The organism is Bradyrhizobium sp. LjRoot220, from assembly GCF_964252915.1.
Lineage (GTDB): Bacteria > Pseudomonadota > Alphaproteobacteria > Rhizobiales > Xanthobacteraceae > Bradyrhizobium.
Genome location: NZ_CAXUPS020000001.1, coordinates 1,243,984 through 1,266,843 on the forward strand (window position 1 = coordinate 1,243,984; position 22,860 = coordinate 1,266,843).

24 protein-coding genes and 1 pseudogene are annotated in these 22,860 nt (G+C 60.4%); 16 read left to right on the plus strand and 9 right to left on the minus strand.

Annotated elements, in window-relative coordinates; all coding sequences use genetic code 11:
- Nucleotides 1–10 precede the first annotated feature (10 nt).
- On the plus strand, nt 11–409 hold the full coding sequence (locus tag ACSQ84_RS05270; RefSeq protein ID WP_436210559.1) for a RidA family protein: 399 nt from the start codon (nt 11–13) through the stop codon (nt 407–409).
- A gap of 59 nt (nt 410–468) precedes the next feature.
- Here the strand turns inward: ACSQ84_RS05270 and ACSQ84_RS05275 are convergent, their stop codons facing one another.
- From ACSQ84_RS05275 to ACSQ84_RS05290, 4 genes are all read right to left on the minus strand, one after another.
- A complete protein-coding gene (locus ACSQ84_RS05275) occupies nt 469–1,746 on the minus strand; it encodes a serine hydrolase domain-containing protein (RefSeq protein ID WP_436210560.1) in 1,278 nt (425 codons plus the stop codon).
- A gap of 314 nt (nt 1,747–2,060) precedes the next feature.
- Nucleotides 2,061–2,558, minus strand: coding sequence for a peptide deformylase (locus ACSQ84_RS05280; protein WP_436210561.1), 498 nt, complete (start codon nt 2,556–2,558; stop codon nt 2,061–2,063).
- A 17-nt stretch (nt 2,559–2,575) separates the two neighbouring features.
- Nucleotides 2,576–3,277: a class I SAM-dependent methyltransferase gene (locus tag ACSQ84_RS05285; RefSeq protein ID WP_436210562.1), complete on the minus strand. Its 702-nt coding sequence runs from the start codon at nt 3,275–3,277 to the stop codon at nt 2,576–2,578.
- Nucleotides 3,267–3,731 (minus strand): Rrf2 family transcriptional regulator, encoded by a 465-nt coding sequence (locus ACSQ84_RS05290; protein ID WP_436210563.1) that lies wholly within the window; start codon nt 3,729–3,731, stop codon nt 3,267–3,269. The genes ACSQ84_RS05285 and ACSQ84_RS05290 overlap by 11 nt, the downstream gene beginning before the upstream one ends.
- Nucleotides 3,732–3,960: 229 nt before the next feature.
- On the opposite strand from ACSQ84_RS05290, the gene ACSQ84_RS05295 reads away from it, so the two are divergent.
- The 10 genes and pseudogenes from ACSQ84_RS05295 to ACSQ84_RS05340 all read left to right on the plus strand — a co-directional run.
- Complete coding sequence (locus ACSQ84_RS05295; protein WP_436210564.1) at nt 3,961–5,592, plus strand: DUF1963 domain-containing protein; 1,632 nt, start codon at nt 3,961–3,963, stop codon at nt 5,590–5,592.
- Between the two features lie 36 nt (nt 5,593–5,628).
- On the plus strand, nt 5,629–6,303 hold the full coding sequence (locus tag ACSQ84_RS05300) for a hypothetical protein (RefSeq protein WP_436210565.1): 675 nt from the start codon (nt 5,629–5,631) through the stop codon (nt 6,301–6,303).
- A gap of 17 nt (nt 6,304–6,320) precedes the next feature.
- Nucleotides 6,321–6,944, plus strand: coding sequence for a hypothetical protein (locus tag ACSQ84_RS05305; RefSeq protein ID WP_436210566.1), 624 nt, complete (start codon nt 6,321–6,323; stop codon nt 6,942–6,944).
- A gap of 177 nt (nt 6,945–7,121) precedes the next feature.
- Nucleotides 7,122–7,673: a carboxymuconolactone decarboxylase family protein gene (locus ACSQ84_RS05310; RefSeq protein WP_436210567.1), complete on the plus strand. Its 552-nt coding sequence runs from the start codon at nt 7,122–7,124 to the stop codon at nt 7,671–7,673.
- A gap of 8 nt (nt 7,674–7,681) precedes the next feature.
- Complete coding sequence (locus ACSQ84_RS05315) at nt 7,682–9,085, plus strand: amidase (RefSeq protein WP_436210568.1); 1,404 nt, start codon at nt 7,682–7,684, stop codon at nt 9,083–9,085.
- A 69-nt stretch (nt 9,086–9,154) separates the two neighbouring features.
- The gene (locus ACSQ84_RS05320; protein WP_436210569.1) at nt 9,155–9,694 is read left to right on the plus strand and encodes a DUF1993 domain-containing protein; all 540 of its coding nucleotides are present in this window, start codon (nt 9,155–9,157) and stop codon (nt 9,692–9,694) included.
- Between the two features lie 562 nt (nt 9,695–10,256).
- Complete coding sequence (locus ACSQ84_RS05325; protein WP_436210570.1) at nt 10,257–11,231, plus strand: acyl-CoA desaturase; 975 nt, start codon at nt 10,257–10,259, stop codon at nt 11,229–11,231.
- Nucleotides 11,228–11,680, plus strand: coding sequence for a hypothetical protein (locus ACSQ84_RS05330; protein ID WP_436210571.1), 453 nt, complete (start codon nt 11,228–11,230; stop codon nt 11,678–11,680). The genes ACSQ84_RS05325 and ACSQ84_RS05330 overlap by 4 nt, the downstream gene beginning before the upstream one ends.
- Nucleotides 11,681–12,304: 624 nt before the next feature.
- Nucleotides 12,305–12,538: a hypothetical protein gene (locus ACSQ84_RS05335; RefSeq protein WP_436210572.1), complete on the plus strand. Its 234-nt coding sequence runs from the start codon at nt 12,305–12,307 to the stop codon at nt 12,536–12,538.
- A 551-nt stretch (nt 12,539–13,089) separates the two neighbouring features.
- Nucleotides 13,090–13,271, plus strand: a pseudogene (locus tag ACSQ84_RS05340) (DUF3470 domain-containing protein); the annotation flags it as partial.
- An 816-nt stretch (nt 13,272–14,087) separates the two neighbouring features.
- Here ACSQ84_RS05340 and groL read toward each other — a convergent pair.
- Nucleotides 14,088–15,740 (minus strand): chaperonin GroEL, encoded by a 1,653-nt coding sequence (groL, locus tag ACSQ84_RS05345; RefSeq protein ID WP_436210573.1) that lies wholly within the window; start codon nt 15,738–15,740, stop codon nt 14,088–14,090.
- A 137-nt stretch (nt 15,741–15,877) separates the two neighbouring features.
- Nucleotides 15,878–16,195 (minus strand): co-chaperone GroES, encoded by a 318-nt coding sequence (locus ACSQ84_RS05350; RefSeq protein ID WP_436210574.1) that lies wholly within the window; start codon nt 16,193–16,195, stop codon nt 15,878–15,880.
- Nucleotides 16,196–16,470: 275 nt separating this feature from the next.
- Here ACSQ84_RS05350 and ACSQ84_RS05355 point away from each other — a divergent pair, with 275 nt between their 5' ends.
- Entirely contained in the window at nt 16,471–16,755 is a 285-nt protein-coding gene (locus ACSQ84_RS05355) for an usg protein (RefSeq protein ID WP_436210575.1), read from the plus strand.
- A gap of 320 nt (nt 16,756–17,075) precedes the next feature.
- On the opposite strand, the gene ACSQ84_RS05360 is transcribed toward ACSQ84_RS05355, so the two are convergent.
- Nucleotides 17,076–17,414, minus strand: coding sequence for a hypothetical protein (locus ACSQ84_RS05360; RefSeq protein WP_436210576.1), 339 nt, complete (start codon nt 17,412–17,414; stop codon nt 17,076–17,078).
- 673 nt (nt 17,415–18,087) lie between these two features.
- On the opposite strand from ACSQ84_RS05360, the gene ACSQ84_RS05365 reads away from it, so the two are divergent.
- The 4 genes from ACSQ84_RS05365 (at nt 18,088) to ACSQ84_RS05380 (ending at nt 21,558) form a co-directional block, all read left to right on the plus strand.
- On the plus strand, nt 18,088–18,849 hold the full coding sequence (locus ACSQ84_RS05365; protein WP_436210577.1) for a DUF1236 domain-containing protein: 762 nt from the start codon (nt 18,088–18,090) through the stop codon (nt 18,847–18,849).
- Nucleotides 18,850–19,262: 413 nt separating this feature from the next.
- Nucleotides 19,263–19,556 (plus strand): hypothetical protein, encoded by a 294-nt coding sequence (locus ACSQ84_RS05370; RefSeq protein WP_436210578.1) that lies wholly within the window; start codon nt 19,263–19,265, stop codon nt 19,554–19,556.
- A gap of 2 nt (nt 19,557–19,558) precedes the next feature.
- Complete coding sequence (locus tag ACSQ84_RS05375) at nt 19,559–19,777, plus strand: DUF6894 family protein (RefSeq protein WP_436210579.1); 219 nt, start codon at nt 19,559–19,561, stop codon at nt 19,775–19,777.
- Nucleotides 19,778–20,397: 620 nt separating this feature from the next.
- Complete coding sequence (locus tag ACSQ84_RS05380) at nt 20,398–21,558, plus strand: AI-2E family transporter (RefSeq protein ID WP_436210580.1); 1,161 nt, start codon at nt 20,398–20,400, stop codon at nt 21,556–21,558.
- 305 nt (nt 21,559–21,863) lie between these two features.
- Here ACSQ84_RS05380 and ACSQ84_RS05385 read toward each other — a convergent pair whose 3' ends face one another.
- Nucleotides 21,864–22,085 carry a hypothetical protein gene (locus tag ACSQ84_RS05385; protein WP_436210581.1) on the minus strand — a complete coding sequence of 74 codons (222 nt, stop codon included), beginning with the start codon at nt 22,083–22,085 and terminating at the stop codon, nt 21,864–21,866.
- A gap of 269 nt (nt 22,086–22,354) precedes the next feature.
- Nucleotides 22,355–22,687, minus strand: coding sequence for a hypothetical protein (locus tag ACSQ84_RS05390; RefSeq protein WP_436210582.1), 333 nt, complete (start codon nt 22,685–22,687; stop codon nt 22,355–22,357).
- Nucleotides 22,688–22,860: the final 173 nt, after the last annotated feature.

Below are 22,860 nucleotides of genomic sequence, written 5' to 3' on the forward strand. Positions count from 1 at the left end.
GAGTGACACGATGGCCAAACGCGATGCGATCTTCCCTGCCGGCCGGCAGGCGCTATACGAAATCAACCGTTATTCGGCAGCGATCCGCTCCGGCGATCTGCTGTTCGTCTCGGGCCAGGTCGACAGCCGTGATGACGGCTCGCCCGAGCCTGACTTCGCAAAGCAGGTCCAGCTTGCCTTCGACAATCTCGCCGCCGTGCTGAAGGCCGCCGGTTGCACGTTCGATGATGTCGTCGACGTCACTACGTTCCACACCGACCCGGCCAGGCAATGGGAGACGATCGGCCCGATCCGGCTGAAGGCGATCGGTGAGGCGCCTTACCCGAACTGGACCGCGGTGGGCGTGAACTGGCTGGCCGGCTTCGATTTCGAGATCAAGGTGATCGCGCGCATTCCGCAGTCCACCTGACCGGTGGCGGTGAGCGGCGGAGGCGCGACCGCGCCTCCACCTCTGGCGCGCCCCAGCCCTTATTTCGCCGGAAGCGGCGTGAATTTGTGTCCGAGTGCCTCCGACATGGCCGCAAATATTCTCGTCGCAGGCGAGGAGCAGACGCTGTCGCGCGGATCCTTGGCGAGGGTGGGCGATTCCTCGCAATTGCCGGACGCAATGTCGCTGTTGGTCTGCACCACCACGGTGATGTCGCTGGCGGCGTGGTAGAAAACTGTCGTGTTGTAGCCTGGCAGCTCGCCGGTATGGCCGACCCAGCCGCCGATGCAGCCGATGGCGATGCCATAGCCGGCCGCGCCGGGAATCGATTTCAGCCGCGCTTCCTGGGTGTCGGGATTAAGCAAACCCTGGCCGGTGCCCAGGGCGCGGCCATAGGTCAAGAGATCATCCATGTTCGAGATCAGCTCGCCCGCAGTCCAGCCCCAGGCAGGATTCCAGAAGGTGGCATTGCTCGGCGCATCCGGCTTGGCAAAATCGCCCTGCAGCGTGAAACCGTCCGCATAGGGTTCCGGCATCCTGGTCGATTGGCCCGGCCACGACGTGTTCAGCAATTTGAGCGGCTTGAACACCATGGCATCGAATGCCTCGGCCACCGGCTTGCCCGTCACCTTCTCGATCACCATGCCGAGCAGGACCGTGTTGGTGTTGGAATAGTCGAATTGGGCGCCGGGCGGAAACAATGGCGACGCGGCGAGGCCGACTTGCAGCAGCTGGTCGGGCGTGAAGACGGTCTCGGGCTTGGCGAAATAGCTGTCGGTGAATTTGGCGCTGCGGGTATAGCTGGCGACGCCGCTCGTCATGTTGGCGAGCTGACGCAGCGTGATGGTGTTGCCGTTGGGGACGCCGGAGATATATTTCTCGATCGGATCGTCGAGCGAAATCTTGCGGTCCTGAACCAGCCGCATGATCACGGTGCCGGTGAAGGTCTTGGTGATGGAGCCGACCCTGGTGTGCATCGCGACCGTCATGGGTTTGCCGGCCTTGGGATCGGCCAGGCCATAGGCGGCGGTCCAGGTACCCTCGGGCGTACGCACACCGGCGATAGCCCCCGGCGCGAAAGTCCTGGCGAACGAAGCCTTCGCCGCCGCGTCGATCTTGTCCGTAACATCCTTCGGCAGCGTCCCCTTCGTCATCGCGGGCGTCGGCATGCGCGCGATCACCTGGCGGATGTCACCGACGCAAGTGCCGCCATCGGCCGCCGGGGCCGCCGTTGAAACGGCGCTTGCGGCAATGACGACAGCAGCGAAAAGCCGGATGCTGACCGATTGTGTATCAAGATTTTGGCTAACGATATTCATACGCACCGCTGTCTCTTGCCCAAATCGTCACTTCCGCCGGATCGGCAGACCTCGAAAACGCGGACCTTCATCAGAAGCAGGACTGGATGGTGGTGCGAAACGGATCGGTGAAAGTCATCGAGCTTCAAACGCTTGCCCGTCATCCTTCTCAGGTGGCGGTCACCCTCGCAATGGTTTTCATCCCAAAACAGTGCTGATTTTCAATGCCACGGTTTCAGGGCCGTTAAGCCGCGGTTCGCGTTTTTGAAACCGCCTCAAATTTATCTGTAAATAGAGACGACAAGGTGAATGGTTGCGTCGACCCCGCCATCATCTTACCCCCGCGACAGCTTCTCGAACCGCTTGATCAGCCGCTCGCGCTTTAGCCGGGACAGCCGCCTGATCCAGAACAGGCCGTTCAACTGATCGATCTCGTGCTGGTGGCAGACCGCGCGCAGGCCCTGCGATTCCTCGGTTCGAACATGGCCGTCGAGATCGTGAAAGCGGATGCGCAACCGGGCATGGCGCTCGATGTCGTCGTTGACGCCGGGCATCGAGACGCTGCCTTCCTGATGCATGATCGTCTCGGGCGAGGCCCAGACGATCTCCGGATTGACATAGGTGCGCGCGCCGTCGACCGGGTCGAGGTCAAGCACCACCACGCGTAAGGAGACGCCGATATGCGGCGCGGTGATGCCGATGCCGGGCGCGGCGTGCATGGTCTCGAGCAAATCAGTCGCAAGCTCGCGCAGCGCGCCGTCGAACATCGTCACGGGTTGTGCGGGGAGGGCGAGCCGGGGATCGGGATAGCGCAGGATGGGGCGGATGGTCATGAACGTTTCTGTCGGCTTCAGGCGCGCGCGATCCAGCCGCGCCAGGTAAAGGCGGCGTAGAACAGCTCGACGCTCGCAAAACCGGCGTCGCGCAGGATCTGCGCGTCCTGTTCCGGACTGAACAGGCTCAGATGTTTTTCGATCGCCACGCGGGCGCCGCTGGCCATGTCGGGATCGGCGCCGGAGGCGATGGCAAAGGCGGCGTAGCGTGACAGCCATCGCGCGCGCTCGCCGTGTCCTTGCGGAAAACTGGAATGCGCGGCCACGAAGGGTGCGCCGGGTTTGAGACGGCGATGAATTTCGCTGGCCGTGCGCCGCCGCTCACCGGCATCGAGAAAATGCAGCGTGAGCAGGCAGGTCGCGGCATCGAACGGTCCGTCAGGCGCATCGTCGATATAGCCGTGCTGGAATTGCACGCGCGCGCGATGCGGACCCAGCGTCTGTTCCGCCAGCTCCAGCATTGCCGCGGCCGGATCGACACCGACGAACGTCCAGCCAGGCTCGGTCTCCGCCATGGCCTTCAACTCCAGACCGCCGCCGGCGCCGAGCACCAGAACGCGCGCGTCTCGCGGCGCCTGTTCTGCCAGCAGGATGCCCGTCATGCGGTGAAGGTCTGCAAAGCCGGGCACGAAGCGCCGCGGTCCTTCCGCATAATGCTTCACCGCGTCGGGATTGGAGAAATGGTCCAGCATTTCCTGGGCGGCTGCATCACTTCGCATGCGCGACCTCCAGGCGATGGCGATTGCCGCGGCCAACCAGACGCTTGTGGAAATCGGCGCTCAGTTTTGCGAGCGTCACGTCAGCCAGGCGCGACAGCAGCAGCGCCTCGGCGTCGTCGAACGCGTGGGTGAGGGCGGCGTTCACGGCCTGCTCGACCAGGCAGCCGGGTGCCTCGGTTCGGTTGCCGATCGCCAGCAGCGCCGGCTCGCCGAGCGCCCGATAAATGTCGCGCAAGGTGATATCAGCCAGATCGCGCGCGAGCGTCCATCCGCCGCCATGGCCTTTCTCCGATCGCACATAACCCTGATCGCGCAAGCCCGCCATGACGCGCCGGATCACCACCGGATTTGTGCCCATGGCCTTTGCCAGCGCTTCCGATGTGACGGGTTCATCCCGTTCGGCCATGTGCAGGAGGACGTGGAGCACGCCGGATAATCGACTGTCCCGTTTCATGTAACAATTGATATTACATGAGTCGGTGTCGGGTCAAGCCTCACTTCGTCGGTGCGTGGAATTTCCCGGCAAAGCTCGGGCATGTCAGGCCGCGAGAATGCGAACCCGTACCAATGTTGCCATTGCCCTTAACCGGAACGTGATATTTCCACCCTATACAACCGGCAAGCAAACGGCGGAGTAGACGATGGCCAGGCTGCTCACGACAACCGCATACTGAGGAGGGAGCATGTCCTGGTGGCAATTGCTGATCGTTGGCGCCGCGGCGTTTATTGTCTGGGACTTTCGCCGTTTTCGCCGAGCCAAGGCAGCGCGGCAGGCGAGCTCGTCTGGCGCAGGTAGCAACGATCCGGCCAGGCCGCTGCGCGATGTCCCGGTCAGTCCGCCTGCGGGCGTCAGCGAATGCGTCTCCGTCATCCTGCGGCGGCAGGTTCCGCCGCGGTTCGAAGCACCGCGATCATGGCTCGGCGGCCTGCCGATGATATCAGATCACGTCGAATGGCCGCGGTCGGTTTCCGCCGAGCATCCGGAGCAGGGCGAGCGGCCGCTCCATTTCCTCGCGCAGATTGCCTGTGCCGACTTGCCCGCCGAACTCTGGGGCGGGCTCGGGCCGCGCGATGGCTGGCTGCTGCTGTTCGTCGATCCCAATCAAGGCGCGCCCGAAGAGCCTGACGCCTTTCGTATCCTCCATGTCGATACGCTCGGGCCGGAGCGGAAGCCGCCGTTCGATCTTGGCCCCGTCCATGACGGCGCCTACACCGGACCCGGTTACGATTATTGCCGCTCGCTGGCTGAGGTACCGACGCTCTGGCGGCGCTGGCCGGTCGATCTGGTTGTCGTTGCCAACACACTGACGAAAGCAGGTAACCGAACCGTGGTCGCACCGGACAATTTCGCGGAGATTCTCTATCCGGGACAGCGCGTCGCGCCTGACCGGCAGCGGCCGTCCGACCCCGAGCCGTTCACCTGGCGCGGCGCGCTTTACGTGCTCGACAGCATCGAACGCTCCTGCTCCGCGCCGATGGATGAGTTGCGGCTTCCCAACGAGCTTGCCGAGCGGCTGAACCAGCCGGGCTATATCGGCTCTATCATCGCCGCGGTCGATGCGGACGACGCCAAATGGACCGCATCATCGCAGCCCTTGCTTGAAGGTCCCGAGCCGGAGGACGAGACGCTGCGCCTGCGCCGCGTCCAAACGATTGCGGTGGCCGAGGTGCGCAGGACGCGGCGCGAAGCGCTGGCCGCTTTCCTGGCGAGCCACTCCACGCCGGACTCGATCATCGCCTATCTGCGCCAGTCCAACCGCGACCTGCGGCATTGGCGCGCAGAAGTCGTGGACCGAGTTGCCGGCGAGCGATCCGCCGTTCTGGCGCATGATCTCGACAGCCTGATGCCGATCGAGGCCTGGCAAGCGCTCAAGGCCCGTCTCCGGCGGGACACTTTCCGTTTCTGGAATTACCACTGGGTGGACAGGGATGGCGAACGGCTCCATGTCAGCTTCTGGAAGAAAGAACTCTCTGCCGATCTCGGTCAGCGCACCGGCGTCCGGGAACTGGTGGCCGACTATTATGTGGATGCCGTGCGTCGGTCCTTGATCCCGCCGGCCGTGCTTGCGGAATTCGAGCCGCATTGGCGAAGCCTCGACGACAACCGGCCCCATCGCATGGGTGGTTATCACGATGGTGTGCAGTCGGATGCCCGTGTCGGCCCCGCGAGCGAGCTATTGCTGTTCCAGATCGCGAGTGATGACGCCATGCACTGGAGCTGGGGTGATTCCGGCGCCTTTTATTTTTTCCTGAAACCCGACGCGCTGAAAGCACTGAGCTTCTCCAGGGCGCAGATACTCCTTGAGTGCCATTGATGGCAGCCGGACAATTGAATTGCTGCGGATCGGCGCATGAGTGAGAATTACGAGTATCTCCCTCGCGCCCGTGAAATGTTTGCGTGGCTGGCTCAGGCGAGCGAAGACGTCTGGTTCGATTGTGTGGAACGCGTCAATTGGGACGACGATGCCTGGCTGTTGCTGTGGATGGTGGACCAACCCCAGTGCACCGAGCGACTTGCCGCTCGAGTTTTCTGGTGGGCAGGGCCCGCGATTTTCGCGGAAGAATTATTCAACGGAGGAAGTCTTAACCCCAACGACGAAAGCCAGGTGATCGTCGACCTCATTCCGCGCAATTGGCGCAAGGGTCTGTACCGAAAGGGAGAGATCGAGGTCGATTGGGTGGACGACAGCTATAAGGCGTTGCTTGCACGACACGCGCCCCGGCCCGATCCGCTCAATATTCCAGAGGGTCTGTTCGTCAGGTTCGCGGGGCGGAAGCCGATTGTGGACCCGAACGATACGCCTGAGGTCAATCCCTATCTGTGGGAGCTGCACAGCGATCTCGGATTGTACTGGGGTCCGCGGCCGGGAAGTCCGGCCCATAAGCCTCCCGAGCCGCGCTATCACACGCCGCAGTATCAGACCGCCGGGTCCACGCAGAATCCTCCGCGTGGTCTGGGCCTCACCCTGTTCTTGATTTCGATCTCGCTATTGGGCGTCATCTGCTGGTTCAAGTTTTTTAAGTAGCGATTTGAGTGCAACCCATGATGGCGGTGACCAACCAATCGGACAGGACCTATACCAGCCTGGCCACACAGATCGCTCGCATATTGTGGGGGCTGTGCGGCGAGGAGATGGACGGGAAGCTCTTATATTTTCACGCCTGCGAAAACAATCTCAATGCCCCCTGTGACATGCTTGCCCGCCTTGGGCTGATGCGGGATTGGGGAGTGTCGCACTGTTTTGTTTCGGATTGGTCGCCGTTCAACGCAGCTGTTTTGATCCGTCATCCCGGAGAGCCTACGGGAGACGACCTGCTATCGGGCTTGATGTTCTACACGGAGTGGTTCCCCGACAACGCCGCCTTTCGCAATCGAGGTCGAGTAGCCGGAGTGGATGTCAGCCTTGATGACCGAGCCCGCCGGACGCCGGCTGGCGAGCGCTATCTGACATGGGCGGTTCAAGGGGCTCGCGAGTTGCTCACGAAGCTCGATGTTGGATCGTGGCAGGCCAACGGTTTTTTCTCGCCGTCTGGCCCATATCTGGACAGCACTGACCTTGATCTCTATTGGCATTCTCGCAACGAAATGATCCGGCGGCTCGGCAGTGAAAAGCTGTTGTATCCTCACGTCCCTGACCCGCAGGCCGAGGGGGGCGGATCGGGGTGATTGCCTCTCGCATCAACTCTGCGGCAGCGTCTCAAACCGCTTGATCGGCGCGCAGGCCACTCGCCCCGGACAGGTCTGCCATACTCGGCGCGTAGCGCCAAATCTGCCAGGTTGTGGCAACATCACCTCGACAGATACGCTCCGCCGATCCCCCAACTTCCGCCAAGGAATAACCCCATGTCACGCGTGTCGATCAAGACCAAGGACGATCTGCCGGCCGAACTGAGGCCGCTGTGGGACAAGATGACGACCTATGGCGCGTTCGAGAACCAGGCGGGCGTGATGGCGCACCGGCCGCCGATCTTTGAGCATATGTGGTCGCTGCTGGTCGATCTGGCCGATCAGGCCGTGTTGTCGAAGCGCCACCTCGAACTGGCGCTGGTCGCGGTGTCGCTGTTGAACAAGTGCGACTATTGCGTCTCGCACCACGCGCCGAAACTGGCGATCCAGGGTGTATCGGAGCAGGGCGCCGAACGCCTGCTCGACTACAGGGATCATCCGGAACTCGACAATGTCGACAAGCTCGTCGTCGAATATGCCGTTGCGGTCACCAACAACTGGAACAAGACCCGCGACGAAATCTTCACCCGCCTCGGTGAGCATTTTTCCGAAGCCCAGATCGTCGAACTGACCTGGCGCATCGCACTCTGTGGCGCCTTCAACCGCTTCAACGACATCCTGCAATTCGACATCGAGCAGGGCGTCCCTGCGCGTGAAGCCGCCGAGTAGCCTGCGCGATGCCTGACGAATTGAACTGGCTTTCCGCCCGCGAGATGGTGCGGCGCTTCGCAAACGGCGAGCTGTCGCCGGTCGATGTATTGGAAGCGACGCTGGCGCGACTGCACGCGGTCAATCCGCTTCTCAATGCGACCTGCTTGCTGGATGAGCCGCAGGGCCGGCATCTGGCCGCAGCGTCGGCGGAACGCTGGCGGCGCGGTACGCCGGTCGGGCCGCTCGACGGCGTGCCTGTCGCGATCAAGGACACGGCGCATGTCGCGGGTTGGCCGACGCGCATCGGCTCGCACTCGACCGCAACGACGCCCATCACCGAGGACACGCCGGGCGTTGCCCGCCTGCGTGAGGCCGGTGCGGTATTCTTCTGCAAGACAACGACGCCCGAATTCGGCTGGAAAGGCATCACGCACGGCCCGCTGACGGGAATGACGCGCAATCCCTGGGATATTTCGCGCACGCCGGGAGGATCCAGCGGCGGCTCGGCCGCCCTGGTGGCGGCCGGCGTCGTACCGCTGGCCACCGGCGGCGATGGCGGCGGCTCGATTCGAATCCCCGCGGCGTTCAGCGGCGTGTTCGGATTGAAGCCGAGCTACGGCGTGGTGCCGAATCTGCTCGGGCCGATGGGCACGCTCGCGGTCTATGGCGGCCTGTCGCGCGATGTGGCCGACAGCGCCTTGATGTTGAACGTGCTGAGCCGGCCGGACGTGCGCGATTCCTTCGCCATTCCCTATCGCGGCATCGACTATCTCGACGGCCTCGACGAGGGCGTGGCGGGAATGAAAATCGCATGGTCGCCCGATCTCGGTTTTCCGGTCACCGAGCCTGCCGTCGTGGCCGGGATGCAGCCGGCCATCGACGCGCTGGTGAAGGCCGGCGCCGACGTGCAGCCCGTCGACCTCGACGTCTCCGCGGCGCAACCCGCGCTGGAAGTGATCTGGGCTGCATCGCATGCCGCGGTTGTGCGCGACCTCGACGGCGCGCAACTGGCGGCGCTCGATCCGGGCCTGTTGCGGCTGGTGATCTCAGCCCAAAAAATTTCCGCGAGCGCGCTGCAGGCGGCCTATGCCGACATGCGCTCGCTCAGCCAGCAGATGCATGCCTTCCATCAGGATTATGACCTGCTGCTGACGCCGACGATTCCCATCACCGCCTTCGCCGCCGGCGTCGACACGCCCGATGCGGCGCGCTTTCCGCAGTGGACCGACTGGACGCCATTGACATGGCCGTTCAATCTCACCCGCCAGCCGGCGGCCTCGGTGCCGTGCGGCTTTGTCGAGGGCCTGCCGATCGGCCTGCAGATCGTGGGACCGATGTTCAGCGAAGAGAAAATCCTCCGCGCCAGCCGCTGCGTCGAGCAGGCCTGCACCAGCGGCGCGCGGCCAAGCCTTGCCGATGGCGCGGCATAATCCATATGTACGCCTTCGCCGCCATTCCGAAGCGGCTCTGCATATTTTTGTTGAACAGGGTATTCTGCGATGAACAATTCCTCGATAGCGCGGTTCACGGAAATCTTCACGACGCGCCTGCAGGTGCTGGCGCGCCTGCTTGACGTCAGCGAAGCGCAGCTGCGGGACAAAGGGCGCGATCCGCAAGCCCTGCTGACGGCGCGGCTGGCTGACGATATGGTGCCATTCCCGCATCAGATTGTTTACTGCTGCAATCAGCCCAACCAGTTCGCCGCCTGGTGCGTCGACGCGGCATGGTCTCAAACCGATCCGGCTACGTTGGATTTTGCCGGGCTGAAAAGCCATTTGGGCGAAACGCTCCGTTATCTTGCCGAGTCAGCCGGCAAGACCGAGGACCGCGTGCTCGAACGCGAGAAGCGGATCGAACTTGGGGGCGGGCGATACCTGACACTGCCCGGCGCGCTTTTCGTCGATGACTGGCTGCTGCCGAATTTCTACTTTCATCTCGTCACGGCGTACGACATCCTCAGGCACGAGGGCGTGCAGATCGGCAAGGCCGACTATATGGCCCATCTCGCCGGGCGCGTGCGCACGGCAAAGGCGAGTTGAGGTCGCCGGGGCGAACGGATCCTAACGCGCGATGAAGGTCGAATAGCAGCCGCGAAGGAGCTGCGCTCCCTCTCCCGCACTTGCGGGGGGGGGGCGTAGGCGGCCTACGGCCGCCGTCCTTTGGTTTAAGAACGCCGATGCAAGGCATCGGCTATGGGTGGGGGTGGCTCCGCGAGCGACCCATGTCTTGGTGATCGTTCTCCGCAACACAGGCTCCATGCTGGTCACGCGCACGACGGGCGACCCGCTCATCGCGGTCTCGTTCCTGGTTCGAGTCTCGGCAATGGCACTTACGATCAGCGGCTGTGCGCGACGATGCGCTTGCAGATTTGCTTTTTCCTGCGTCGCTCTTGGCAGAGCACCGACACCGCGCTGCCCGGGAATACACATCATGGAATCTGATACTCCACATTTTCGCGGTACCCGGCACGAAGGTCGCTTTGGTAGGAGGCAACGACTCAATCTGGCGTTGCATTTTCATGGTTTCTTTATGCTTGCCTGGTAGGAGAACTGGGCGGAGGAGAACCGCCTCGCCTTGGCGTCAGCAAGAACCGGAGTCTGTATGATGGGCCAGGAGCAGCACGATTTTTACAAAGTAAATTCGCTAACCGATCTGGACAAGGCGTCGCCCGTCGAGGGCACGATTGTTTGGGACGCACCGCGCTCTCTGTGGAATGGCGCAATGCTGCTTGGGGCCATCGTGCTCGGTCCGCTGACATTTTCCTGGAGCGCGTTGGCCGTCTTTTTGATCACGGCAGGAATTACGCTTTGCGCCGGCCACTCCGTTGGCTTCCACCGGCGACTCATTCACCGCAGTTTCGAGTGTCCCAAATGGCTGGAGAGAACGCTGGTCTGGCTCGGGACGGCAGTGGGCATGGGTGGACCGCTGTGGACCATTCGCGTGCATGACAGCCGGGATTGGGCGCAGCGCCAGGCCGATTGTCATCCGTTCCTCGCGCACCGCAGAGGCTTCTGGATGGATGGCCTGCTTTATCTCCATGGCCGGCTTGTCCTGAAGCATCCTCCTGGTTTCGATCCTGGCCCGGGAATTGGCGACGATCTCTTCTATCGGTTTCTCGATCGCACCTGGATGTTGCACCAGATTCCGATCGCTCTCGTTCTGTATTGGCTGGGCGGGTGGCCCTTTGTCGTGTGGGGCGTCTTTGTACGCGTCGCTGCATGCACGACCATGCATTGGGGAATATCCTACTTTGCGCACACGCAAGGAGAGCAGGACTGGACCGTCGATGGCGCGGTGGTCCAGGCGCACAACGTGCCGGTGATGGCTATTCCGACGATGGGAGAGAGCTGGCACAATAACCACCACGCCTTTCCGGGCTCTGCGCGGCACGGTCTCTATCCCGGGCAGATCGATCTCGGCTGGGAGTTCGTGAGACTGCTTCGCGCCCTTGGCTTGGCGTGGAATGTTCAGGTGCCCGCGGAGCTGCCGCCCCGTCCTGGAATAAGCCCTGTCCAGCCCCGCTCGCTTTCAGTCTGCGCGCCCGGCCAGGCGGAAATTTCGAGAGTCCAATTGTGACGACCGCTGCTGAGGCGCTAGCGGTTTATTACGCGGCGAACGGCATTGAGGCTGACCCTTCTCGCACTGCGACGTGGATTTGCAACATGGGGCCGGTGTCGGTTGAACTGCCAAACTGGGCATGGCGGCAAGACGCCATCACTCGGCACGACCTCCACCATATTCTCACCGGCTATCCCTGCACGATGACGGGAGAGATGCAGATGGCAGCCTGGGAGTTTGCCGCCGGACGCTACCGCCACTGGGCGGCGACATTGTTCTGCCTGCCCCTGGCGCTGGTGGGCGTCATCCTTGCACCACGGAGAACCGCGCGGGCGTTCAGGGCGGGTCTGATCTCGAAAAGTCTTTATGGCTCCGAACTGGATCTGAATGAGCCGCTCACAGCGTTGCGAGCGAAAATCGCAACGCGCGGTGCCGGTCCCCGGAAGTTATCCGCCAGTAACCCGTGAACAAACATGCACCAACACGTACGATCGAAAACGATAATCACTGATTTTGCTTGAATTTCCCGCCAGAGTCCTGCGCTCATAACAGTCTGGTTGCAGGTTCGAGTTGAAACAGATCAAACTCCTACTTCCGGGTTTGGCACTTTTCGGACGAGACGAGGTGGCCTGACGACGTCTGCTGCTGAGGCGCGAACGGACATACCGATCTAGCAGGGCCACTTCCGAGTTTGACCCAACTGAGACGTTAGTTCGCCGCCAGAACTGACATCGGCCCCTTCAAGTATGTTAGTCTGAGCCAGTACGATGCGCGGTATTCAGTCGTGGGGATCCATCCATCAAAAGGGTCACGTCATGAGCAAACGTGAAAATGAAGCAAGCAAGTTCCGTCCATCGGATAGGCCCCTGAACGAATACGAGCAGGAGCAGAAAGCGCTGCGCAAAAACCTAGAACGGCTGAAGGCTGAACGACTGGCGAGAGAGGTTGCCAAGTCGAAGGACGGTTACTGTAGCGGGGCCGGGCGGCCTCGGTAATTCCTCTATCCCCGGTCGGGGCCGCTTTCGGTTTCTTTGGGCCTTTAAAGTCGCATTTTCGTTCCCACATTATTTGATAGGGCACCGGAGGCTGAGATGAAATCAGAGTTCTTCAGCATGTTCGGAATACCACCCACCGAATGCGAAATCGAAGTCCGCAAAGATGAATTGGGTGTGCCGCGACTGTGGTTTCGATCAACGGGAAATCCGCTGGTCGGCTTGGATTTGACTGGTGCTACCCAGCTTCAGCATTTGTTGACTGATGCCGGCGAAGCCAATCAGGCGAACGAAATTGGTCAACACATCGCCAAAGCGCAGCACCTTCGATAATTGTTTTTCAGGGGTGATCCTGCAGATAGCAGTCAGCCCGAGGGGGTGAATTGCCTTTAGGGCCTCGGGGCATTACGCAACTTCTCCTGGGCCGCCTTATATTCGTCTTCGAGGGGCAGTTTGTCGAAATCGGGCTTGTAGCCGTTCTTCTCGTATGTCGACCTAGGTATCGGGATGGAAACGCCGTCGTATTCAACCTGAGCCGACTGATCTGGTGTTTTAAATAATCCGGTGGGCATGATGCCAGCCCTCCTTGCTTTGGCTTAAGCATATCACGAGGACCTTGATCGCCCCGGCTCACCCAAACAAAAAGACCGCCGGAGACCGGCGGTCCTTTCGTTTACAGTTGGGGTTGATGCGCTCGACTTTGCTCTAGCCTTAGACAGTGGCCGCTATGGGTCTCTTATGTCTCTTGTTGGTGCTAGCCGGTGCGAGAACCTATCGATCAAACCTAACCTTTCTTAAAACTGGGCGCGGCTCAAGGAAGATCAAGTGAGGGATGCTGACCTAGCCCCTTGCCGTCCGCGCGGCCAAACCTATGTCTGCCTTGGCCGATCGCCGCGATCAAGCCTGACACTGAGCCGGGGCTTGAGAAATGGCTGTCGCTGAATGCGGAATACGCGAAAATCTGGCCAAATATTACGGTCAAGCGCCCCCGCCCGACTCTAAGGAGTGGGAGGGGAAGCCGGGCAAACTTCCATACTTCTCGCCAAATCCCGGCGCGGGTGATTGAGGCGAACCGCTCTCGCGCCGCAACATTCGCCTTCGTAATTTCCGCGAGGCGCTTACCTTCCTTCCAATATCCGCGAAGTAACTCGCGTTTGAGATCCCTGGAGGCGTATACTCAGACAATCACCGCTCCGCCTCCTAGGCATTGCCGGTGACAGAGAGTGTTGCGCTCCCGCCTATTCGAGGGAAGCATCATGCCCCAGTCTCAACGCCTGTCGTCCGTCATTCCATTCGTTGCAATTGAGCGCCCCGCTTGTCCGAAGTGCAAGGCCCCGATGATGCTCGTCAGTATCGAGCCAGCACGTCCGGGCGTCGACTTGCATACCTTTGAATGCGCCATCTGCAACCACGCACATACGACCCTTGCCGCGTATGAAGACCCTATGAAGTCCAAGTCCCTTGGACGCTGGCTTCAAGGCGATTTGCACCCACCGAAGTGAGGCGCGCCGGCGCGAACCGGCGGATCGGGCGGCGCCGGACTAGTTCACGCCCTCGTTGTCAGATCTCCTCGGTTTCAGCCTCCGGCCGGCTGCGGTAGGCGTCTCGGAGCCACCGGCGATTGAGGGGAGCGTCCGCGCTAAACGCGCGTGAGCCGCCGGGCTTCCCCAGCGGCTCACGCGTTGCGTAGTGATGTGTTGCGACGCGCAGCGTCGCGTGGCGGAACGTTGCGATGCGCCGAGGCGCGTCGCGTTGCCTGCCGTGATGTCGATAAGTCCTGCGCTCCTGCGATATCGTCGTCGAGATGGACGTGTAGCTAATGCAGAAAGACCCGGCATTGCTGCCGGGCCTTTCTTACAGTTGGGGCTCTGAACGGTTGGACTTAGAAATCCATGCCGCCCATGCCGCCCATGCCGCCGCCGCCACCCGCAGGCATACCGGCGCCTGCGTTCTTCTTCGGCACTTCGGCCACCATGGCTTCGGTGGTGATCAGCAGCGCCGCAACGGAAGCCGCGTTCTGGATCGCCACGCGAACCACCTTGGTCGGGTCGATGATGCCCTTGGAGATCAGGTTGACGTATTCGCCGGTCTGCGAGTCGAAACCGTAGGAGTACTGCTCCTTCTCCAGGATCTTGCCGACGATCACGGAGCCGTCTTCGCCTGCGTTGACCGCGATCTGGCGTGCTGGCGCGGATAGCGCCTTGCGCACGATTGCGACGCCGGTCTTCTGGTCATCGTTCTTGGTGCGCAGCCCCTTGAGATGCTCGGAGGCACGCAGCAAAGCGACGCCGCCGCCCGGCACGATGCCTTCTTCAACCGCCGCACGGGTCGCATGCATCGCGTCATCAACGCGATCCCTGCGCTCCCGCACCTCGACTTCGGTCGCGCCGCCGACGCGGATCACCGCGACGCCGCCCGCGAGCTTGGCCAGACGCTCCTGCAGCTTCTCACGGTCGTAGTCCGAGGTGGTTTCCTCGATCTGCGCCTTGATCTGGGTAACGCGGGCCTCGATGTCGGCCTTCTTGCCGGCGCCGTTGACGATGGTGGTGTTCTCCTTGTCGATCATCACCTTCTTGGCGCGACCGAGCATCTGCAGCGTGACGTTCTCGAGCTTGATTCCGAGATCTTCCGAGATCGCCTGACCACCGGTCAGAACTGCGATGTCCTGCAGCATGGCCTTGCGGCGATCGCCGAAGCCCGGAGCCTTGACGGCCGCGACCTTCAGACCGCCGCGCAGACGGTTGACGACCAGGGTGGCAAGCGCTTCGCCTTCGACGTCTTCCGCGATGATGACGAGCGGCTTGCCGGTCTGCACGATAGCTTCCAGAAGCGGAAGCAGTTCGTTCAGGCTGGAGAGCTTCTTCTCGTAGACGAGAAGATAGACATCATCCATTTCAACGCGCATCTTGTCGGCGTTGGTGACGAAGTAGGGCGAGATATAGCCGCGGTCGAACTGCATACCTTCGACGACTTCGAGTTCGGTCTCAAGCGACTTGGCTTCTTCAACCGTGATGACGCCCTCGTTGCCGACCTTCTTCATGGCATCCGCAAGGAACTTGCCGATCTCGGCGTCGCCGTTGGCGGAGATGGTGCCGACCTGGGCGATTTCCTCGTTCGAGGTCACCTTTTTGGAGTTCTTGACGAGGTCGGCGACCACGGCTTCCACCGCCAGATCGATACCGCGCTTCAGATCCATCGGGTTCATGCCGGCGGCAACCGCCTTGGCGCCTTCGCGCACGATGGCCGCGGCCAGCACGGTCGCGGTGGTGGTGCCGTCGCCGGCAGCGTCCGCCGCCTTGGAGGCGACTTCGCGCACCATCTGCGCGCCCATGTTCTCGAACTTTTCGTCAAGCTCGATTTCCTTGGCGACGGTGACGCCGTCCTTGGTGATGCGGGGTGCGCCGAACGACTTGTCGAGCACGACGTTGCGGCCCTTCGGACCGAGCGTCACCTTCACCGCGTTGTTGAGAATTTCGACGCCGCGCAGCATCCTGTCGCGGGCATCAACGCCGAATTTGACTTCCTTGGCTGACATAATGATCTCCGTATGCCCAGATCCCAAGGTCCGCGCGACTGTGCGGATTCCTGAGGGATGAGATTTCGATTGCGGGCCTTATCCTTCGAGACGCCGGCTGCGCCGGCTCCTCAGGATGAGGGAACGGGCTAAAGCGCTCAAGCGGCCTTCTTCTTGGCCGCGGGAACGTCGGTGAGGACGCCCATGATGTCGCTTTCCTTCATGATCAGCAGCTCCTGGCCGTCGATCTTGACCTCGGTGCCCGACCACTTGCCGAACAACACACGGTCACCCACTTTGAGGTCGATCGGGATCAGCTTGCCGGATTCGTCACGGCCGCCCGGACCAACGGCGATGATCTCGCCCTGCGAGGGCTTTTCCTTGGCACTGTCCGGAATGAGGATGCCGCCTGCGGTTTTGTCTTCGGCATCGATGCGTTTGACCACGACGCGATCATGGAGCGGACGGAACTTCATGCGATCCTCCATGGCTTTTGTGATTATTTCTGGATTGGCAGTCGCAATGAGCGAGTGCTAGCCGTCCTTCACATAAGCCTGTGACGTGGGGGCGCAAGGGCTTCGGCCCACGATGTTTGACTGCAACTTGAGTTCCTTGAGGAGGAGGGCTTGGGGCGATTGCTAGCAGGCGAAGCAACATGCTGCTAGCTCGTTGATTGCTATGACCTATTGAACGTTTTCGTTTTTGGAGCGAGAATCATGCACTGTTTTTTCAGCTTGGGCTGGAGGCTGGCATGATCGAGAAAGATGCGGTTTCCAAGGATTTAAGGAAGCAGGTCTTAGGCTACGGACTGACAACAGCGGAAATCGTTTATCGCCGCCCGGATCGTCACTGGTTGCTGCAAACTTACGTCTGGCAGGACTACGATCTGTTTCCGAATTTCCCGGCGCTAAAGGATTTCCTCGCGTTCTGGGAAACAAAGCTCGAAGGCCCGTTGTTTGCGGTCACCGTCGCGCACTCCAAACTGATCAAGCCTGCCGAACTACGCGCCGTGGACGGAGTGTTCCGGCTGCATTAGAGCGAGGGCGCAGAGCTTTGGGGTGATCTCTGTTGCTCATGCGCAAATGCTTTCGGGAAATTTACTCTCTTCACGCGGGCCAATTCAGCCAGATCGCAATCCCGCATTCTCTGTTCGCCGGCGCCACGAAGTGATCGAATAAATTTAGGTGTTTGCTCCGGTGCATGAGTCCGAATCTGGCACAAAGCGTCGTTTCCCTGCTGTGCAACAATACGCCGGTTATCGGGGCATAGCGGACCTCGTAAGCCGTCCGCCCGGCAGATTTATGGGTTCACGGCCTGGTCGGCCTGCGCCACCGGCGCGCGGCGCAGCCGTGCCGATCAACCGAACGTAAACGTGTAAGCGCTCAGGCCGGCCTTGGGCACCCTCAGGCGCAGCACATGCTCGCCGCTGCTTCCGCTGTAGAGGGGATAGAGCCGGCTTCCATCGATGGTGACCGGCGGTTGCGGCGTGCCGTCCACGATGACGGACACGGTTTGCGGCAAAGCGCTCCCTGCGACCAGATTGACTTTGGGCGCGTTGAACCGGAGCAGGATTTCAACGCCGTCGGCCGACGAGGTGGCGCGATCACCGCTGAGTTTCCACCGGCCTTCGAGGGCGAAGTGGTTTTGCGGCACGCTGTCCGGCAGCGCGTAGGATCGTTCGCCGGCGACGGTCATTTACTCGCCGAACGCCGCGCGGCTTGTTGGGCAGCATCGCCTCCATCACGGTCCATTCATAATCGCTGAGTTCGTAGCGCATGGTCAAATGCTTTGGTTTCGGAGCTTGAATCACGTCTCGGGCAACGGCATCAACTCCTAACAGTCCATGACGGTGTTTCTAATGCTTTGAATTGACTTCCGCTTTCGGCGCAATAACGGACATAGCCGGGCGTGCCCCTTGGTCCGGCCCGGTCGCGATTTGACCCAGAGCTGACATCGGCCACAGAAAAAACCGCCCGGGCATTACTCCGTTCGGTTTTCAAATGCGACTGCCGGTTTCCCGGTTCCGCCGCTGGATAACCAATGGACTAGCGGGCGAAAGGGTCCTTCCTGAGGTTGGTCGGACGCACATACGAAGGCTGCCAGCCGCAATGACAGAACGGAAGCAGGTTCTGAGTGAACCGTGTCGCCTGAATGCGCGTTGACGTGGTCGGGACCCGACGGCTGAAATGTTCTGCGACCGAACGAACGTTAGCTCTGCAGAACTTGATCGGCGGGAGTTTAGTCGCATTGTTCGCCATGCATCTCCCCAACTCAAGGATTGACGCGGAACTATAAGTTGCTAGGGCCGTTCCCCCCTGTGGCCGACATTTGTCGGCGCATATATTCAAATGCGAATTGGAAAAATCAAATGAGAAAAACGTTGATGGTATCTGTCGCTGTTGCGGCCTTATTTGCCGCGACCGGGCTTGCGACGGCTCAAGGTGTTAATCAGGGCGCAGCCAAGAGTTCGGAGTCTCCGGCTGCCGCCTCGCCTAAAGGTGATACAGCGGCGCCGATGAATGCACCCGCGGCAAAGGGCGCCGAGACCGCAACACCCGGCGCTGCATCGAAGGATGTGCCTCAACACGCGCAGGGCAAGCCGGATGGAAAAACGACCAGCGAGATGAAAGCTGACGGCAAGTCGAAGACTTCAGATTCAACCACTCCGACCGCCACGTCGAAGGACACGAAGAATCCGACCGCCGAAATGAAGCCGGCCACGGATGGCAAGACAGCCGGCGAGATGAAGCCCGACGCCAAAACGAAAGCGCCGGATTCGACGACTACCTCCAAGGACCTGAAAAACCCGACTGCCGAGACCAAGCCGTCGACCTCTGACAGCAAGACGACCGGCAATGCCGCAACCTCGGCAACCGCCGCGCCTCCGGTCGAAAAGCGCACCCAGATCACCTCGGCGATCAAACAAGAGAAGGTCGAGGAAGTCACAAACGTGAACTTCAATCTGTCAATCGGAACGGCGGTGCCGGCCGGTGTCCGCTATCACCCGATGCCGTCTCGCATCGTGGAGATCTATCCGGAATGGCGTGGATACGATTTCATCTTGGTGCGCGGCAAGTATCTCGTTCTTCGCCCGCACACCCACGAGATCGTTTACATCATCGAGGGTTAAACGAATTCGTCAGGCAATCCCGAATTACAGGCAAACTGGAAGGGCGGCTCAAGAGCCGCCTCTCTTTTTTGAGCCCATCGCTGCGGGGCCCTTAATTGTCATGGGGAGGAATCCTAATTTTTGAAGGTGAGCAATATTGATCAGGGTGTATGAAACTCAAAGAGTATGCTGGTTCGATCACCGCCCCACCATTGGGCAACGATCGGTGACTGAGAGTGTCGCGCTCCCGCCGTTATCAGGAGGGCAATTATGCCTTACACCCAAGCCTGCCAACCTAAACTGCCGTTACAAGATCGCTTGGCGCTACACGCCTTACGATTGAAAGAAGCGGCACAAGCGCTCCGGCCCGGACCTGAGCGCGATGCCATGATACGAAAGGCGCGTCAGGCTGAAACCGCCTCGCATGTGAATGAATGGCTCTTGTCGCCCGGGCTGCAAGTGCCAAAATAAGTCCCAGCCTGATCCAAAGGGTGAGCATCGTGCACTCCGCCAATCGTCAACCGGACGTCGAAACCAAACGCTACACCATGGCCGAGCTTTACGAACTGCGCCGGAAGATACTCAAGTTCTCGCGCTCGTTCCCGCCCGGACCTGTTCGTAACGAGCACCGGCAAATAGCAACCTCGATGCGATTCCTCTCTAAGGACAGGAACTGGCTGGCCGTCCATACAGCTGGATCGGCAGAAGTCCATGGGATCGAGGATTAATCGTGCAAAAGTTCTTTTTCGATATGAAAGACGGCGTTCCGAATAGAGATCGCGTCGGCATTGAGTTCAACACGAATGCTGAAGCGATCAAGCATTGCAAGGAGATCGCGCAGGACTTCCGCGATAAAAGCCTGCGGGACGATCAGGACCTTGAAATATTGGTTGTCAACGAAGTCGGCCGAGAGATTTATCGCCAGTTTGTTCACCGCGAGCCAGAATAAGGCCGTCTCGGTTTGCGGCCTCTTTGCAGCATCATACATTCCTTCCGGTCGCACCGCGCCAACGCCTCCCGGCTGGCCTCGGTGTACCGGTGCGCCATCGCGATGTCGGCCTCGGATGCATTAATTTCTTTGGGGATGTGAGCAATATTGACCAGCGTTTTGAGTGTTGCGGGCGTCATATGATTCCATCACCGTCCCACCTGGCATCTGTCGGTGACTGAGAGTGTTGCGCTCCCGCCCGCTCCAAGGGGAGTATCATGCTGTCCACTCAACCCGATCCACTTTTTAGCGTTGCGGAGATCGGAATTCTGAACTGTTCCGGATGCGGCAAACCGATGAGGTTGGCTTGCATTGAGCCGGACAAATCCGGTTTCGACTTACGCACCTTTGAATGCGCTAAGTGCAATACCGCCAGAACCTTCCTCGTTGTCCCTTAGGCTGCTTCAAGTTCCGTTTGATTGCGCCACAGAGGAGAGCAAAGCTCGATCCCTGGAATTTCAGGTCGAATCTATTCCTCCGGTCACGTTTCCTGGATGCCACGCATCCTTGGGACGAACTCGGCCAAGCGGGCTTGATGGTCATCGAAAGCGGTCATAGGCTCAGATTGAGAGGGAAAACCGATGGTTGTCGCCATACCGCCGTCACAGCGTCCCTCCTTGCCGTCGATGCTGGATGTTGATCTGCCGGAGTCTCATGCTGCGGCGACGGAGGCCGGCGACGAGACGGAGATGCCGCTGCCGTCCAATCCGCAGACGTTCTTCCTCGGCGGTTTGTTTGCGTTGGGTGTGTTGGCGGCGCTCTATGTGGCAAGCGCGATCGTCCTACCCGTTGTGCTCGCCTTCGTGTTGAATCTTCTTCTTCAACCCGCGGTCCGGCTCTTGGGGCGTTTGCATTTTCCCCGCGCTTTTGGAGCGCTCTTCGCCGTCGTCCTGGTCATTGGAGCCCTTGTAGGCCTCGTGGCGGCCTTATCGGTACCGGCCGTGACTTGGGCCGAACGGTTGCCCGAGGGGATCCCGCGGCTGGAGGCACACCTGGAGGTCATAAAAGGGCCGATCCAGGCGTTGCAAAAGGTTATCGAACAGGCCGAGCAGGCTGCGGACGCTCCCCCTGGCCGGGGTTCAATCGTTTCGGTTCGCCGCGATCTTGGCATAACGGGCGCGCTTTTTGCAGGGACGCGCTCCGTGCTCGATGGCCTGTTCACGACCATCCTCGTGCTGTATTTTCTTTTGGTCGCGGGCGACATATTCCTTCGACGCATCGTTGAAATTCTGCCGACATTCAGCAACAAGCGACAGGCCGTCGATATCTCTCAGCAGGTTCAGGAGGATATATCGGCCTATCTGCTGACAATCACGGCCATGAATGCCGCAGTGGGTCTCACGACAGCGGCCGCTATGTATCTTTGCGGCCTTGGAGACCCCTTGCTGTGGGGCGCCACAGCCTTCCTCCTCAACTATATCCCAATTTTGGGGCCGCTCTGCGGGGTCTGCATCTTCGTGCTGGTCGGAATGCTGAGTTTCGAAAGCCTATGGTGGGCGTTGCTGCCGCCGGTCCTCTACTTCGGCATTCACCTCGTGGAGGGTGAAACGCTGACGCCCATGCTGCTTGCGCGGCGCTTCACGCTGAATCCGGTGTTGATCATCCTGTCGCTGGCGTTCTGGTTCTGGATGTGGGGCCTGCTTGGCGCTATCCTGGCCGTTCCGATGCTGGCCATCCTGAAGATCGTTTGTGACAGGTTGCGCCCGTTTAGGGCGCTTGGGCACTTCCTCGAGGGGGAATAGCGGTTTCGTCGGTCCGCATGTCTCGTAGCAAGGGAACCGCCTGGCGATCGATTGAACGAACTCGGTCGCAACGAGTTGTCCTTGATGGCAAGCAAGTCACCATCAATTGGCCCAATGAGCATGCAGCCTTTCGAGCACAGCTCGACCGCGCGAAATCAGCTGCCGGCCACGGTGTCAACGATCGGTGAAGAAAAGAAGACGCCCCTGCCGAAAACCCAACAGGGCAGGATGGATGCGGTCCGTGCCGCGAAAGCAAGAATTATGCGGCGCAATTCTCTACGGAAGCAGCGACAAGCGCAAAAGCGCTAATCCGGCAGCCACTTGTTCAGGTGTCCGGAGTCCATTGCCCGGTCGAACTCACGAAGGTACGATAGTCCATGCACCGTCAAGCGGTGCTCGTCTTTTTCGCCCGCGATATACAATTTCATCAAGTGCCTGGAAAGCCGTTCACGGGCCCCCTTGGTCTCGGAACGGTTTGCAAGAGTATCGTACAGGCTGAGCGCCCGATCGACGGGGAGAATGTTCATTGGAAGAACTCATCTGGGGTTTGTGCATCGGTCAAAATACGCCCCTGTTGGATAAAGCGGGAGCACTCCTGGAACGGGTAAAGCGGACCTAGGAGCCTTGGGGGCCGGCGTCCTATCGCAAACCAAAAAACGAAAGGATTACGCCGACGACGACAACGAGACCGACAATATAGATAATTCCATTCATAACCTGTTCCTCTGCTTTAGCGCGACAAGTAGGCCGCAGATTTTCTCCGCGGCCTACTTCATCAGATCACGAGATCATAACCTTACCACCGCGGACCGGCTCCAAAGCCAATCCCTACGCCGCCCGGACCAACGCCGATTCCGACGCTCGGACCATTGTTGTAGTATCCACCATCGTTGTATCCGCGCCGTTCGATGTAGCGTTCGCGCGGCGCATAGTTGTACGAATCCTCAACGATAACGCGGCGCTGACCACGTTCCCGCCAACAGCGCCCGTATTCGTTACAGACCATGCGGACGTTTTCGATGCCGTTGTCTGGAATAACCGCGAGACCACGTGCGAGCGGAGCTGCCGAGGCAGCGGTGGCGAACAACGCGCCAGCGCCGAGCGCAAGCGAGATAACAGTCTTGTTCATAGTGAACTCCTCTGGGGGTTCCTGTCGATGTGAGCGGAAGATTTGCGGGATGATCAGCGACAACTACCCGCTCTCGACATAGTTCCCGCGAGGTGGATTCCGACTCCGGCTCTGTCTCGCTAATGATGCGATAAATTCCTTTGGATTGTGAGCAATATTGACCAGCGAGTCGG

Excerpts from the sequence above, each read along its gene's own strand:
- ACSQ84_RS05385 (WP_436210581.1), bottom strand. The coding sequence starts at position 22,085 with ATGAACATTCTCCCCGTCGATCGGGCGCTCAGCCTGTACGATACTCTT.
- ACSQ84_RS05315 (WP_436210568.1), top strand. The coding sequence starts at position 7,682 with ATGCCTGACGAATTGAACTGGCTTTCCGCCCGCGAGATGGTGCGGCGC.
- ACSQ84_RS05335 (WP_436210572.1), top strand. The coding sequence starts at position 12,305 with ATGAAATCAGAGTTCTTCAGCATGTTCGGAATACCACCCACCGAATGC.
- ACSQ84_RS05390 (WP_436210582.1), bottom strand. The coding sequence starts at position 22,687 with ATGAACAAGACTGTTATCTCGCTTGCGCTCGGCGCTGGCGCGTTGTTC.
- ACSQ84_RS05290 (WP_436210563.1), bottom strand. The coding sequence starts at position 3,731 with ATGAAACGGGACAGTCGATTATCCGGCGTGCTCCACGTCCTCCTGCAC.
- ACSQ84_RS05355 (WP_436210575.1), top strand. The coding sequence starts at position 16,471 with ATGATCGAGAAAGATGCGGTTTCCAAGGATTTAAGGAAGCAGGTCTTA.
- groL (WP_436210573.1), bottom strand. The coding sequence starts at position 15,740 with ATGTCAGCCAAGGAAGTCAAATTCGGCGTTGATGCCCGCGACAGGATG.
- ACSQ84_RS05305 (WP_436210566.1), top strand. The coding sequence starts at position 6,321 with ATGATGGCGGTGACCAACCAATCGGACAGGACCTATACCAGCCTGGCC.
- ACSQ84_RS05280 (WP_436210561.1), bottom strand. The coding sequence starts at position 2,558 with ATGACCATCCGCCCCATCCTGCGCTATCCCGATCCCCGGCTCGCCCTC.
- ACSQ84_RS05320 (WP_436210569.1), top strand. The coding sequence starts at position 9,155 with ATGAACAATTCCTCGATAGCGCGGTTCACGGAAATCTTCACGACGCGC.
- ACSQ84_RS05370 (WP_436210578.1), top strand. The coding sequence starts at position 19,263 with ATGGCTCTTGTCGCCCGGGCTGCAAGTGCCAAAATAAGTCCCAGCCTG.
- ACSQ84_RS05300 (WP_436210565.1), top strand. The coding sequence starts at position 5,629 with ATGAGTGAGAATTACGAGTATCTCCCTCGCGCCCGTGAAATGTTTGCG.
- ACSQ84_RS05325 (WP_436210570.1), top strand. The coding sequence starts at position 10,257 with ATGATGGGCCAGGAGCAGCACGATTTTTACAAAGTAAATTCGCTAACC.
- ACSQ84_RS05360 (WP_436210576.1), bottom strand. The coding sequence starts at position 17,414 with ATGACCGTCGCCGGCGAACGATCCTACGCGCTGCCGGACAGCGTGCCG.
- ACSQ84_RS05285 (WP_436210562.1), bottom strand. The coding sequence starts at position 3,277 with ATGCGAAGTGATGCAGCCGCCCAGGAAATGCTGGACCATTTCTCCAAT.
- ACSQ84_RS05380 (WP_436210580.1), top strand. The coding sequence starts at position 20,398 with ATGGTTGTCGCCATACCGCCGTCACAGCGTCCCTCCTTGCCGTCGATG.
- ACSQ84_RS05350 (WP_436210574.1), bottom strand. The coding sequence starts at position 16,195 with ATGAAGTTCCGTCCGCTCCATGATCGCGTCGTGGTCAAACGCATCGAT.
- ACSQ84_RS05270 (WP_436210559.1), top strand. The coding sequence starts at position 11 with ATGGCCAAACGCGATGCGATCTTCCCTGCCGGCCGGCAGGCGCTATAC.
- ACSQ84_RS05275 (WP_436210560.1), bottom strand. The coding sequence starts at position 1,746 with ATGAATATCGTTAGCCAAAATCTTGATACACAATCGGTCAGCATCCGG.
- ACSQ84_RS05310 (WP_436210567.1), top strand. The coding sequence starts at position 7,122 with ATGTCACGCGTGTCGATCAAGACCAAGGACGATCTGCCGGCCGAACTG.
- ACSQ84_RS05365 (WP_436210577.1), top strand. The coding sequence starts at position 18,088 with ATGAGAAAAACGTTGATGGTATCTGTCGCTGTTGCGGCCTTATTTGCC.
- ACSQ84_RS05295 (WP_436210564.1), top strand. The coding sequence starts at position 3,961 with ATGTCCTGGTGGCAATTGCTGATCGTTGGCGCCGCGGCGTTTATTGTC.